The organism is Streptomyces sp. CB02959, from assembly GCF_002803155.1.
Taxonomy (GTDB): Bacteria; Actinomycetota; Actinomycetes; order Streptomycetales; family Streptomycetaceae; genus Streptomyces.
Genome location: NZ_NNBP01000003.1, coordinates 340,374 through 353,818, shown reverse-complemented (window position 1 = coordinate 353,818; position 13,445 = coordinate 340,374). Strand labels below are relative to the sequence as shown.

Genomic DNA, 13,445 nt, shown 5'->3' with positions numbered 1-13,445 from the left:
GAGAACACAGGGAGCAACCGGAATGGGTTCGGTTCGCGTAGCCATTGTCGGCGTGGGTAACTGCGCCGCCTCGCTGGTACAGGGCGTCGAGTACTACAAGGACGCCGACCCGGACAGCCGCGTGCCCGGCCTCATGCACGTGCAGTTCGGCGACTACCACGTCCGTGACGTCGAGTTCGTGGCCGCCTTCGACGTCGACGCCAAGAAGGTCGGTCTGGACCTCTCGGACGCCATCGGCGCCAGCGAGAACAACACCGTCAAGATCTGCGACGTGCCGAACGCCGGCGTCCAGGTCCAGCGCGGCCACACCCTCGACGGGCTCGGCAAGTACTACCGCGAGACGATCGAGGAGTCCCCGGAGGCCCCGGTCGACGTCGTCCAGGTCCTCAAGGACAAGCAGGTCGACGTGCTGGTCTGCTACCTCCCCGTCGGCTCCGAGGACGCGGCGAAGTACTACGCGCAGTGCGCCATCGACGCCAAGGTCGCCTTCGTCAACGCCCTCCCGGTCTTCATCGCCGGCACCAAGGAGTGGGCGGACAAGTTCGCCGAGGCCGGTGTGCCGATCGTCGGTGACGACATCAAGTCGCAGGTCGGCGCCACCATCACGCACCGTGTGATGGCCAAGCTCTTCGAGGACCGGGGCGTCATCCTGGACCGCACGATGCAGCTGAACGTCGGCGGCAACATGGACTTCAAGAACATGCTCGAGCGCGAGCGCCTGGAGTCCAAGAAGATCTCCAAGACGCAGGCCGTCACCTCCCAGATCCCCGACCGGGATCTCGGCGAGAAGAACGTCCACATCGGCCCGTCCGACTACGTGGCCTGGCTGGACGACCGCAAGTGGGCCTACGTCCGCCTCGAAGGCCGTGCCTTCGGCGATGTCCCGCTGAACCTCGAGTACAAGCTCGAGGTCTGGGACTCCCCGAACTCCGCGGGCGTCATCATCGACGCGCTGCGCGCCGCCAAGATCGCCAAGGACCGGGGCATCGGCGGTCCGATCCTCTCCGCTTCCTCGTACTTCATGAAGTCGCCGCCGGCGCAGTACTTCGACGACGAGGCGCGGGAGAGCGTCGAGAAGTTCATCCGTGGCGAGGTCGAGCGCTGAGCGCTCCCCCGCACCCCCCTTCGCCGGCCTCCGGGTATTCCTCCCGGAGGCCGGCGGGCTGTGTGAGGCTGTGCCTCATGCATGCTGTGCGCGATCTCCGCGTATTACTCCGGCTACGCGACTTCCGTTCGCTCCTGGCCGCACGGCTCCTTTCCCAGGCCGCCGACGGGGTGTTCCAGGCGGCGCTGGCCACCTTCGTCATCTTCTCGCCCGAGAAGCAGGCCTCACCCGAGGCGATCGCCTCCGCCATGGCGATCCTGCTGCTGCCGTACTCCCTCCTCGGGCCGTTCACCGGTGTCCTGCTGGACCGTTGGCGCCGGCGGCAGGTCCTGCTGTACGGCAATCTGCTGCGCACCCTGCTCGCCATGCTCACCGCGGCCCTGATCGCGGTGCAGGTCCCGGACTGGCTCTTCTACGTCTCCGCGCTGTCCGTGACGGCCGTGAACCGCTTCGTCCTGGCGGGGCTCTCGGCAGCCCTGCCCCGTGTGGTCGACGGCGGACAACAGCTCGTGATGGCCAACTCCCTTGCCCCCACGGCCGGGACGCTCGCCATGACGGTCGGCGGCGGGCTCGCCTTCGCCATCCGGCTGGCCGGCGCGGACGTGGACGCGTTCGTGGTGCTGCTGGCCGCAGTGCTGTACCTCTGCTCCGCCCTCACCGCCCTGCGGATGACGCCACAACTGCTCGGACCCGACCCCTCGGTCCTCCAACCGCACCTGAAAGACGCCTTGTTGAGCACCGTACGGGGGCTTGTGGAGGGTCTGCGCCATCTCGCCGCACGCCCCACCCCGGCTGGTGCGCTCACCGCGATGACGCTGGTCCGCTTCTGCTACGGCGCGCTGACGGTGATGGTGCTGATGCTGTGCCGGTACGCCTGGTCCAGTAGTACGTCCGAGGGTCTGGCACTGCTCGGGGTGACCGTCGCCGTGTCCGGTGCCGGATTCTTCGCGGCCGCGGTGGTCACGCCATGGGCCGTCGGGCGGCTCTCGCCCTTCCGGTGGATGGCCTGCTGTGCCGCGGCGGGCGCGGTCCTGGCGCCCGCACTCGGGCTGTTCTTCCGCCCGGTACCGATGCTGGCGGCCGCGTTCGTCCTCGGCCTGGGCACCCAGGGAACCAAGATCACCACGGACACGGTGGTCCAGTCCTCGGTCGACGATGCCTTCCGCGGCCGCATCTTCGCCATCTACGACGTGCTGTTCAACGTCGCCTTCGTCGGCGCCGCCGCGGTCGCCGCCGTGATGCTGCCCCCCGACGGACGGTCCGCGGTACTGATCGTCGTGGTGGCCGCGCTCTACGCCGTGGTCGCCGCGGCCCTGGTCCGCTTCGGACGCCGCTGAGCGTCACGTCCCCGTAGCCGGCGCTCGCCTGTGCGGCGCCGCCTCCGGAGCGGATACCTTACGGGCGTTCATTCGCGCGTCCGGACACGTCACTTCCGGACACACCAAATATCGGGGGACTCCCATGACCACGCCGCCGCAGGGGCACAGCCCATACGGCCAGAACCCATACGGCCAGCAGCCGTACGGGCAGCAGCCATACGGCCAGGCTCCGTACCCGCAGGCACCCCAGCCGCCTCAGGCCCCGTACGGAGCGCCCCCGGTCGGCCAGCCGCAGGGCGGGCCGCCGCCCCAGGGCGGGTACGCCTACCCCCAGCAGCCGCAGCCCCCGTACGGGCAGCAACCGCAGCCGGGATTCCCGCAGGCACCGCAGCAGCCCTACATGCAGGGCGGGGCACCCACGCCTCCGCAGCCCACGCGGTCGTCCCGGTCGCCCAAGACGGTCCTGAAGGGGATCGTGGCGGTCGTCGCCCTGATCGTCATCGGCGTGGCCTGGGTGAGTTCCTGGAACGACGCCGACACCGCCGAGGTCGGCAACTGCATGAAGAACGAAGGCAACGAGATCAAGCCTGATCTCAAGGTGGTGGACTGCGGTACGGCGGAGGCCAAGTTCAAGGTCACCGCCGTCCATGCCAACACCACGGACATGGAGCTCTGCCCCAAGAACACCACGGCCTACGCGGAGAGCCAGCGCCACCGCCGCTCCACCACCCGGTTCGTGCTCTGCCTGGAGCCCCTGAAGTAGGACCGGCCCCGCGCAGGAACGCCGTGGGGCGGTGTTTCACGTGAAACGGCCGGTCGTATGCCGCCATGTTTCACGTGAAACACCGCCCCGTCGCACTCCGCCCGGTTTCACGTGAAACATCGTCGGTTTCACGGTCACGCAGGCCTCGGTGCCCTCAGCTCTGAGCGGCCCACCACTCCTTGAGCGCGGCCACCGCGGCCTCATGCTCCATCGGGCCGTGCTCCAGCCGCAGCTCCAGCATGTGCTTGTACGCCGTGCCGACCTGCGGACCGGGACCGATGCCCAGGATCCCCATGATCGCGTTGCCGTCCAGGTCCGGGCGGATCGCGTCCAGCTCCTCCTGCTCCTGAAGCAGCCCGATGCGGTCCTCCAGCCCGTCGTACGCCCGCGACAGGGCGGTCGCCTTGCGCTTGTTGCGGGTGGTGCAGTCCGAGCGGGTCAGCTTGTGCAGGCGCCCCAGCTGCGGACCGGCGTCCCGGACGTAGCGGCGGACCGCGGAGTCCGTCCACTCTCCGGTGCCGTATCCGTGGAAGCGCAGATGCAGCTCCACCAGCCGCGCAACGTCCTTGATCATGTCGTTGGAGTACTTCAAGGCGGTCATACGCTTCTTGGTCATCTTCGCGCCGACCACTTCGTGGTGGTGGAAGGAGACCCGGCCGTCCTGCTCGAAGCGCCGCGTCTTGGGCTTGCCGATGTCGTGCAGCAGCGCCGCCAGTCGCAGCACCAGGTCGGGCCCGTCGTCCTCAAGGTCGATGGCCTGTTCCAGCACGGTCAGCGTGTGCTCGTAGACGTCCTTGTGGCGGTGGTGCTCATCGCTCTCCAGCCGCAGCGCGGGCAGCTCCGGGAGCACCCGGTCGGCGAGCCCGGAATCGACCAGCAGCCGCAGCCCCTTGCGCGGGTTCGGGGCCAGGATGAGCTTGTTCAGCTCGTCACGGACCCGCTCCGCGGAGACGATCTCGATGCGCTCCGCCATCTCCGTCATCGCCGCGACGACCTCGGGCGCCACCTCGAAGTCCAGCTGGGCGGCGAAGCGGGCCGCCCGCATCATCCGCAGCGGATCGTCCGAGAACGACTCCTCCGGCGTCCCCGGCGTCCGCAGCACGCGGGCCGCCAGGTGCTCCAGACCGTTGTGCGGGTCGACGAACTCCTTCTCCGGGAGCAGAACCGCCATCGCGTTCACGGTGAAGTCCCGGCGGATCAGATCGTCCTCGATCGAGTCGCCGTACGACACCTCGGGCTTGCGCGAGGTGCGGTCGTACGCCTCGGAGCGGTAGGTGGTGACCTCGATGTCGAACGAGTTCTTCTTGCAGCCGACGGTGCCGAAGGCGATGCCGACCTCCCAGACCGCGTCCGCCCACGGCCGGACGATCTTCAGCACGTCCTCCGGGCGGGCGTCGGTGGTGAAGTCCAGATCGTTCCCGAGCCGGCCGAGCAGCGCGTCCCGGACCGACCCACCGACCAGGGCAAGCGTGAAACCGGCCTCCTGGAAGCGACGGGCCAGGTCGTCCGCGACGGGGGACACCCGCAGCAGTTCGCTCACGGCGCGGCGCTGCACGTGGTTCAGCGCGTCCGTCGACTGCGGCGTCCGCTCGGGCTGCGGGGTGGGGAAGTCATTGTTGGCGTTCGGCACAACAGAAAAGGGTACGTGGCCGCGCAGCACCCGGCGTCACGTTGATAAAGGGGACAAGCGCACACGGACCTCCGACCGTAGTGATCATGTGGAGCAGTCCGCGGCACTACGGCACGCCGGGCCTCGTTACCATTCGTGGACGCACATTCCGACGACCACTGATGACGACGAGGGACGGGCGAGCGCGTGGCCGATGCGGCAGGGTTCCAGGCGACTGAACGGCCGCGTGGCCGGTGGCTGCGAAGGACCGTGACGCTGCTCACCGGAGTACCCCTGCTCGTGGCAGCGTTGCAGGTCCCGCACGCAGCCACCGCCCAGGCGGACTCGGCGGGCACCCACCCGGTCAGCGTCACGATCAACGCGATGTCCCCGGCCGCACCCGGCAAGGACGACACCGTCACCGTCTCGGGCACGCTGACCAACGACAGCAAGAGCCCGATCACCGACGCCCACGTCGGACTGCACCGCGGCACCGCGCTGAACGACCGCAGCTCCATCGAGGCTGTGACCAAGCGCACCGGCTATCTGTCGAGCGCCGACGGCCCGGAGATCGGCAACCACACCGAGAAGGTCGACAAGCTGGACCCGGGCACCAGTCGGACCTTCACCGTCAGCGTCCCGGTCAAGGACCTCGGCCTCAGCACGGACGGCGTCTACCCGCTCGAGGTCACCCTGTCCGGCCACACCCCGAGCTCCTCGTACGACCAGGTCCTCGGCATCGACCGGACCTTCCTGCCCTGGCAGGACGCCGCCCCGGCGAAGAAGACCCAGCTCACCTACCTGTGGCCGCTGATCTCCACCACCCATCTGACGGCCGAGACCGGTGCCGACGCCCAGCAGACGCCGGTGTTCCGCAACGACGACCTCGCGGCGGAGATCGCCAACGGCGGCCGGCTCCAGAAGATGGTCGAGCTCGGCAAGAACCTCCCGGTGACCTTCGTCATCGATCCGGACCTGCTCGCGTCCGTCGAAGCGATGACCAAGACGTACCGCGTGCACGGCCCGGACGGCCCGTTGGGCAAGAACCAGGCCGTCGCCATGCAGTGGCTCAACGATCTCGGGAACGCCGTGAAGGGGCACGAGGTCGTCGCCCTGCCGTTCGGCGACCCGGACCTGGCCTCGCTGGCGCACCACGGCAAGAGCGTGCCGAGTTCCCTCAGCCACCTCGGCCCGGCCACCGAACTCGCCTCGAAGACGGTGGACACCATCCTCGGGGTGAAGCCGCGCACCGACTTCACCTGGCCGGTGAACGGCGCCATCGACTCCTCGATCGTCGACGTCGCCACCTCGGCCGGCGCCCACAACGTCATCACCCGCAGCGACAGCCTGCGGGACAACGGCCTCTCGTACACCCCGACCGCTGCCCGGCCCATCGGCGGCGGCAACACCGCCATCGTCACCGACACCCAGCTCTCCCGGGCCTTCGAAGGCGATATGTCGAAGTCCGGGAACGCCAGCCTCGCCATCCAGGAATTCCTCGCCGAGGCCCAGATGATCGGCCTGGAGAACCCGGAGCAGCAGCGCAGCGTCGTCGTCGCGCCGCAGCGCATGCCCACGGCGCCCCAGGCCCAGGCCATGGCCGGCGCGCTGCGGAACCTGGAGCAGGCCAACTGGACCCAGCAGACGAAGCTCGGTGACGCGGCCAAGGCCAAGCCCGATCCGAACGCCAACCGCCAGATCCCCAGCCGCTCCGCGTACCCGTCGTTCCTGCGCCGCCAGGAGCTCCCCGCCGAAGCCTTCCGGCAGATCGAGGAGACGCAGAGCTCGCTGGACGACTTCCAGGTGGTCCTGGCCCAGCCGGAACGCGTGGTCACCCCGTTCGGCAACGCGATAATGCGCGAGATGTCCACGTCGTGGCGGGGCGACGACAAGGGTGCCGCCGCGTTCCGTGCCTCGGTCCGGTCCTACCTCGACGGTCTGACCAAGAAGGTCCGCCTGATCCCCAAGTCGGAGGCGACGCTCTCCGGGCGCAGCGCCACGATCCCGGTGACGGTCCAGAACAACCTCCTGCAGGGCATCCAGGGCCTGACCCTGCGACTGGCCTCGTCGCAGCCCAACCGCCTGGACGTGGGGAAGTCCCAGCAGATCAAGGTGGACGGCGGGCACAGCCAGTCGTTCAAGTTCGAGACCACCGCGAACGCCAACGGCCTCGCCTGGGTGACCGCACAGCTCTACACCGCGGACGGCAAGCCCTACGGTGAGCCCATGACGTTCCGGGTGAACGTCACCGAGATCACCCTCACTGTGATGCTCGTCATCGCGGGCGGCGTGCTGCTGCTGGTGCTCGCCGGTCTCCGGATCTATCTCCAGCGCAAGCGGAGGGCGGCCGAGGACACCGAGGACGAGGAAAACGGCGAGGACAACGGCGGTTCCCCCGCCGAGGGCAAGGACGGCGACGACGGCGGCACGGGCAGTGATGGCCCCGAGCAGCCGAGTGAGCCCACGCCGGACACCGGTTCGGAAGAGTCCGGGCCGTCCGGCTCAGGTGAGAAAGTGGACCGTTGATAGGCGACGGGGCCGGATGGCCGGCGACAGATGAGGTGGGGCAGCGATGAATGCGCCGTACGACGGTGACCGCGGCCGGGGCGCCCATGGCGATCCCTCGGGGGCGGTCCCTCCGACGCCGCCGTTGCCCGCGGACCAGGACCAGCACGTCCAGGACGCCTACCGCAACGACCTGTACCCGTCACCGGCCCCGACCGGCCAGGCTCCGACCACCGAGCCTGTCTACGGCCACGCCGCGCCCCCGCCACCCCCGGGACAGCCCGCGCACCCCCTCTACCAGCAGCCGCCCGGGCCGCAGTACCCGCAGCAGACCCCCGCACCGCAGCAGTGGTCCGCGCCCGCACCGGCCGGTCCGGCCGGCCCCCAGGGCCCGACCCACGATCTTTCGTACGGCGAGCCCGACGCGACGGTGCAGTTCGCCGGCGGCGACGCGCTGATGGCCCAGGGCGCCGACGAGCGCCCCGAGCGGGATGCGTTCGCCCACCTCTTCCAGGACCAGCAGCAGCCTTACCAGCCGTCGCACCCCGCGCCGGGCCCCATGGCCCCGCAGGCCCCGATGGCGGCCCCCGGCCCGGAGCCGGTGGCACAGCAGCTCACCCAGGAGCCCGAGCCGGAGCCGGAGCCCGCCCCGGTGGCGGCGGCCGGCAAGCAGTCCGGAGGCCGCGCCTCAGGGCTGCTGAAGTCCAGCGCGGTGATGGCCGCCGGCACGATGGTGTCCCGGCTCACCGGCTTCATCCGCTCGGCGCTGATCGTCGCGGCGCTCGGCGGCGCGGTGCTCGGCGACTCCTGGCAGGTCGCCTACCAGCTGCCGACGATGATCTTCATCCTGACCATCGGCGGCGGCCTGAACTCCGTCTTCGTCCCGCAGCTCGTCCGCGCGATGAAGGAGGACGACGACGGCGGCGAGGCCTACGCCAACCGGCTGCTGACCCTGGTCGTCGTCGTCCTGGGCATCCTGACGGTACTGGCGGTGTTCGCCGCGCCCCTGCTGGTGAAACTGGTCTCGTTCGACATCTCCCGCGACCCAGCTGCCAACGAGGTCGCGGTCGCCTTCACCCGCTACTGCGTGCCCACGATCTTCTTCATGGGCCTGCACGTCGTCATGGGCCAGATCCTCAACGCCCGCGGCCGCTTCGGCGCGATGATGTGGACCCCGGTCCTCAACAACATCGTCATGATCGCCACCTTCGGCCTGTTCATCTGGGTCTACGGCACGGCGAAGACCTCCCACATCGGGGTCACCACGATCCCCGACCAGGGCATCCGGCTGCTGGGCATCGGCACCCTCCTGGGCCTGGTGGTCCAGGCGCTGGCGATGATCCCGTACCTGCGCGACGCCGACTTCAAGCTGCGGTTCCGGTTCGACTGGCGCGGCCACGGCCTGGGCAAGGCCGCCAAGCTCGCCAAGTGGACGGTGCTGTTCGTCCTCGCCAACCAGGCGGGTGTCCTGGTCGTCACCCAGCTCTCCACCTGGGCCGGGAACACCGCGGACCGACAGGGCCACCCCGGCACCGGCTTCATCTCCTACGCCAGCGCCCAGCTGATCTGGAACATGCCGCAGGCGATCATCACCGTCTCCGTCATGGCCGCACTGCTGCCCCGGCTCGCGCGCTCCGCCCACGACGGCGACACCGGAGCGGTCCGGGACGACATCTCCCAGGGCCTGCGCACCTCGGCCGTGGCCATCGTCCCGATCTCGTTCGGGTTCCTCTCCCTGGGCATTCCGCTGTGCACGCTCGTCTACGGCTCGTCCGGCGCCGGTATCCCGATGGGCTACATGCTGATGGCCTTCGGCGTGGGCCTGATCCCGTTCTCGGTGCAGTACGTCGTCCTGCGCGCCTTCTACGCGTACGAGGACACCCGGACCCCCTTCTACAACACGGTGATCGTCGCCGGCGTCAACGCCGCGGCCTCCGCCCTCTGCTTCCTGGTCCTGCCCGCCCGCTGGGCCGTGGTGGGCATGGCGGCGTCCTACGGCCTCGCCTACGTCATCGGCGTCGGCGTCGCCTGGCGCCGCCTCAGCAAGCGGATGGACGGCGACCTGGACACCTCGCACGTGGTGCGGACCTACGCCCGGCTCGCCGGCGCCAGCGTCCCCGCCACGATCATTTCCGGCGCCCTGGTGTACGTCCTGATGCAGGCGCTCGGCACCGGGCTCGTCGGATCGCTCGCCGCACTCGTCGGCGGCGCCGCCGCACTTCTGGCCGTCTTCTACCTCGCCGCCCGAAAAATGCGGATCGAGGAGCTGAACGCCCTGGTAGGCATGGTCAGATCCAAGCTGGGACGCTGACCGGGCACAACCATCGGCTGCCACCGTGTGTCGTGCATAGTGGCGGACTGTGGGCACAATTGTCTTGGCTCATTGAGCCTGCAACGGATGGGGAGGCAGGAACGACGGTGGCGGAACGGAGCACGGCTGCCGTCGACGTGGCCGACACGAGCGGCGAGGAGCCGCTGACCGCCAAGGCGGGTCGGGCCACGGACGACGGTGCGGAGGCCGAAAAGGTAGCGGGCAAGGAAAAGGACACCACGCGCACCGAAGACAAGGGTGCCGAGGCGACCGATTCCAAGCCCCCGGAACTCCACAGCGGCCACAAGCTCGCCAGACGTTATCGACTTGAGGAGTGCGTCACCCGTCTGGACGGATTCAGCAGCTGGCGTGCCGTCGACGAAAAGCTCCGCAGGGCCGTCGGCGTGCACATCCTCCCCGCGGACCACCCCAGAGCCCGTCCGGTGCTCTCGGCCGCCCGGGCCTCCGCCCTCCTCGGCGACCCCCGATTCGTCCAGGTCCTCGATGCCGTCGAGGACAACGACCTGGTCTACGTCGTCCACGAGTGGCTGCCGGACGCCACCGAGCTGGCCACAGTCCTGGCCAACGGTCCGCTCGAACCCCACGACGCCTACCAGCTCGTCAGCCAGGTCTCCCAGGCCATGGCCGCCGCGCACCGCGAGGGCTTGTCCCACCTACGGCTCACCCCCGGCTCGGTGCTGCGCACGGAATCCGGGCAGTACCGCATCCGCGGCCTCGCCGTCATGGCGGCGCTGCGCGGCATCACCTGCGAGCACCCGCAGCGCACGGACACCGAGGCGATCGGCGCACTGCTGTACGCCGGCCTCACCCAGCGCTGGCCGTACGAGAACGACGCCTACGGCCTCGCCGGCCTGCCCAAGGGCGTCGGCCTGATCGCACCGGACCAGGTGCGCGCGGGCGTGCACCGCGGGCTGTCCGAGCTCGCCATGCGGGCGCTGGTCAACGACGGGGCCACCGCGTCCCGCCAGGAGCCGCCGTGCACCACGCCGGAGGAACTGGCCAAGGCGGTCGCCGCGATGCCGCGCATCCGTCCTCCGGAGACCGCGTTCTCGACCCCGCCGCCGTACCAGCGCACGGGCTTCCAGCAGGGCTCCTACGGCCAGCCGCGGGGCCACAACGGCCAGTCGGTGCGGGCGACACAGCCCGTCGTCACGCCGCCGCCCCCGCTGCAGAGCCGCACCGGCAAGGCGCTGAAGTGGTCGGTTTCCGCACTGCTGATCGCGGCGCTGGGCCTGGGCAGCTGGCAGCTGGCGGACACCCTGCTCAAGCGGGAGGGCGACCCGGAAACCCAGGGGAACTCGCAGACCGCCGGCGGGGGCGCCAAGAAGCCCGACGGCAAGACGATCAAGATCGTGGACGGCGCGGAGTACTACCCGGACGGCCAACCGCAGCACCCCGACGAGGCACGGAACACCTACGACGGGGACCCTGCGACGTACTGGCGCAGCAAGAGCTACCGCGAGGGCCCCGATCTCAACCCGGCCTTCAAGAAGGGCGTCGGGCTGGTCTACGACCTCGGCTCGAAGCAGCAGATAAGCACCGCTTCCATCGGGCTGCACTACACCGGTGACCACACGACGGTGACGCTCTACGCCGCCGATTCCCTCTCGCCATCCGCGCCGCTGAGCTCCATGCAGGAGCTCGGTACGGCCAAGACCTCGGGAAGCACCGCCAAGGTCACGCTCAAGACACCGGCGAAGGCGCGCTATGTCGTCGTGTGGATCACCGCGATGCCGCAGTCGCCGCAGGACGCCTACAGCGGCCCCGGCTTCAAGCAGGGCGTAACCGAGGTTTCCTTCACCAGCTGAGGCTGAGCACGCGCGCCATCCGACAAGGGCGTGGGTACGGAGGTCGACCGGCCGAGAGGCCGGCGCCCCGTATCCACGCCCTTCGGTCCAAGAAGATCGTTTCCAGTCGGCGAGGTGCCCTTCCCAGCATTTACATTCGTCACCCGGCGGGCTTCAATGGGGACCGAGATCAGGCAGCTACGGCCGGGGGGCCCGTGTCCACCGACAGCGACAAGGCTTCGACACCAACCGACGCTGATCTCCTTGCGCTGCATGTGAAAGGCGACCCCGATGCGTTCGGGGAGATCGTCCGGCGCCACCGTGACCGGCTCTGGGCCGTGGCCTTACGCACCCTCGGCGATCGCGAAGAAGCCGCTGATGCCGTGCAGGACGCGCTGGTATCCGCCTATCGCGCCGCACACTCCTTCCGTGGACAGTCCGCCGTGACGACCTGGCTGCACCGGATCACGGTCAACGCCTGTCTGGACCGGGCCCGCAAGGCGGCCTCTCGACGCACCTCCCCGGTCGCCGAGACCGAGCGGCTGGAACAGCTCCTCGAACCCGAAGAATCCGCGGCGCTGCCGGCTGAACGCCAGGACCTGCACCGTGAACTCCTCATCGCGCTGCGCACCCTCCCCGAGGAGCAGCGTGCCGCTCTCGTGCTCGTCGACATGCAGGGATATTCCGTCGCGGAGGCCGCTGAGATTCTCGATGTACCGACCGGAACGGTGAAAAGCCGCTGCTCAAGAGGGCGAGCTCGGCTACTGCCCTTGGTCACCCATCTGCGCGGCGACGGCGGGGGTAGCAATCCCGCGAGCGGGGGAAGGAACCGGGCGCAGGGGACATCCGTCCCACCGACGGCAGGACCGAAGGGCACAGGTGCCGTGAAGGGCGGAGGTGGGCGAGCGTGACGTCGACGACCGGCGCGGGCGAGCACCCGGAGGTCTCCGAGATCTCCGATCTCACGGACGGGCTGCTCTCCCCCTCACGCACCGCGGATCTGCGGAATCATCTCGCCGGCTGCGCGCTGTGCGAAGACGTCTTTGCGTCTCTGGAGGAGATCCGAGGACTTCTCGGTACGCTCCCCGGCCCGACGCGGATGCCGGCCGACGTCGCCGAGCGCATCGACGCGGCCCTTGCCGCCGAGGCGCTGCTGGACTCCACCACCGCCGAGGGCAAGCCTCTCGTTTCACGTGAAACATCGCCTTCTCTCGGCTCGGTTTCACGTGAAACATCGACCGGCCCCGCGTCTGTTTCACGTGAAACAACGGCAGCCCCGGCTGTGGTTTCACGTGAAACATCGGTCACGCCTACCGCCGTTTCACGTGAAACCAACGTGCAGGCGCCTCTCCATGCAGCTACGGCAGCACCGCCGCTCGGGCGGGGCCGCGGCGCCTCGGGGCCGGGCCGACAGACGCCGGGGCGCCGTTCGTCTCGCTCCCGACGGTGGCCGCGGGTCCTGTTCGGCACGGCAGCCGCAGCGGCGGTACTCGGAGTGGGCGGGCTGCTCATCCAGAGCACCGGCACCAGCGGCGTCCAGGCCACCAAACAGGACAGCTCCTCCTCGGCGGGTGGGGGATCCTCAGCGAGCCTGACCACCGCTGCGCTCGGGGCGGACGTCCACAAGCTGCTCGCCACGAAGAAGGCGCAGCAGACGCCGGAGATGGGCACCCGCAGCTCCCCCGAGACTCCGCTGCGGGGCGAGGCGGACACCGTCCCCTCGTGTGTGCGCCAGGGCATCGGTCGCACCGAGAAGCCACTGGCCGCCACCCGCAGCGTCTACGAGGGCAAGGACGCATTCCTCGTCGTGCTGCCGCACCCGTCCGACCCGAAGAGCGTCTCCGCGTACGTCGTCACTGCCTCCTGCATCTCGACCAGCCCGCCAGCTCCTGGGAAGGTTCTGCTGACCCACTCGTATCGTCGAGACTGAGCGGCGGGATGTGCGCTGTGGCACTCCGGGAATGCTCGCCCCTTAGGATCCGTTGGGTGGGGTGAGAGTTCCGAGACCCCAGCAAGCCGTCGGCA

At 69.5% G+C, this 13,445-nt stretch carries 9 protein-coding genes; 8 read left to right on the top strand and 1 reads right to left on the bottom strand.

Translation table 11 applies throughout. From position 1 onward, the window contains the following. The first annotated feature begins 22 nt into the window (after positions 1-22). From CG747_RS07310 to CG747_RS07300, 3 genes are all read left to right on the top strand, one after another. Positions 23-1,105, top strand: a complete 1,083-nt coding sequence (locus CG747_RS07310; protein WP_100600796.1) for an inositol-3-phosphate synthase — start codon at positions 23-25, stop codon at positions 1,103-1,105. Positions 1,106-1,182: 77 nt separating this feature from the next. Next, a complete protein-coding gene (locus CG747_RS07305) occupies positions 1,183-2,442 on the top strand; it encodes an MFS transporter (RefSeq protein ID WP_100600795.1) in 1,260 nt (419 codons plus the stop codon). Between the two features lie 124 nt (positions 2,443-2,566). Then, positions 2,567-3,187 (top strand): hypothetical protein, encoded by a 621-nt coding sequence (locus CG747_RS07300; RefSeq protein WP_100600794.1) that lies wholly within the window; start codon positions 2,567-2,569, stop codon positions 3,185-3,187. 154 nt (positions 3,188-3,341) lie between these two features. On the opposite strand, the gene CG747_RS07295 is transcribed toward CG747_RS07300, so the two are convergent. After that, positions 3,342-4,817 (bottom strand): CCA tRNA nucleotidyltransferase, encoded by a 1,476-nt coding sequence (locus CG747_RS07295; RefSeq protein WP_100600793.1) that lies wholly within the window; start codon positions 4,815-4,817, stop codon positions 3,342-3,344. A gap of 249 nt (positions 4,818-5,066) precedes the next feature. On the opposite strand from CG747_RS07295, the gene CG747_RS07290 reads away from it, so the two are divergent. The 5 genes from CG747_RS07290 to CG747_RS07270 all read left to right on the top strand — a co-directional run bounded on the left by CG747_RS07290 (position 5,067) and on the right by CG747_RS07270 (position 13,350). Next, positions 5,067-7,322, top strand: coding sequence for a DUF6049 family protein (locus tag CG747_RS07290; RefSeq protein WP_100600792.1), 2,256 nt, complete (start codon positions 5,067-5,069; stop codon positions 7,320-7,322). A gap of 46 nt (positions 7,323-7,368) precedes the next feature. After that, a complete protein-coding gene (murJ, locus tag CG747_RS07285) occupies positions 7,369-9,612 on the top strand; it encodes a murein biosynthesis integral membrane protein MurJ (protein WP_100600791.1) in 2,244 nt (747 codons plus the stop codon). Between the two features lie 107 nt (positions 9,613-9,719). Continuing rightward, positions 9,720-11,441 carry a protein kinase family protein gene (locus tag CG747_RS07280; RefSeq protein ID WP_100600790.1) on the top strand — a complete coding sequence of 574 codons (1,722 nt, stop codon included), beginning with the start codon at positions 9,720-9,722 and terminating at the stop codon, positions 11,439-11,441. Between the two features lie 194 nt (positions 11,442-11,635). Beyond that, positions 11,636-12,331, top strand: coding sequence for an RNA polymerase sigma factor SigM (gene sigM, locus CG747_RS07275; protein ID WP_100600789.1), 696 nt, complete (start codon positions 11,636-11,638; stop codon positions 12,329-12,331). Beyond that, positions 12,328-13,350 (top strand): anti-sigma factor, encoded by a 1,023-nt coding sequence (locus CG747_RS07270; RefSeq protein ID WP_100600788.1) that lies wholly within the window; start codon positions 12,328-12,330, stop codon positions 13,348-13,350. The genes sigM and CG747_RS07270 overlap by 4 nt, the downstream gene beginning before the upstream one ends. The last annotated feature ends 95 nt before the right edge of the window (positions 13,351-13,445 follow it).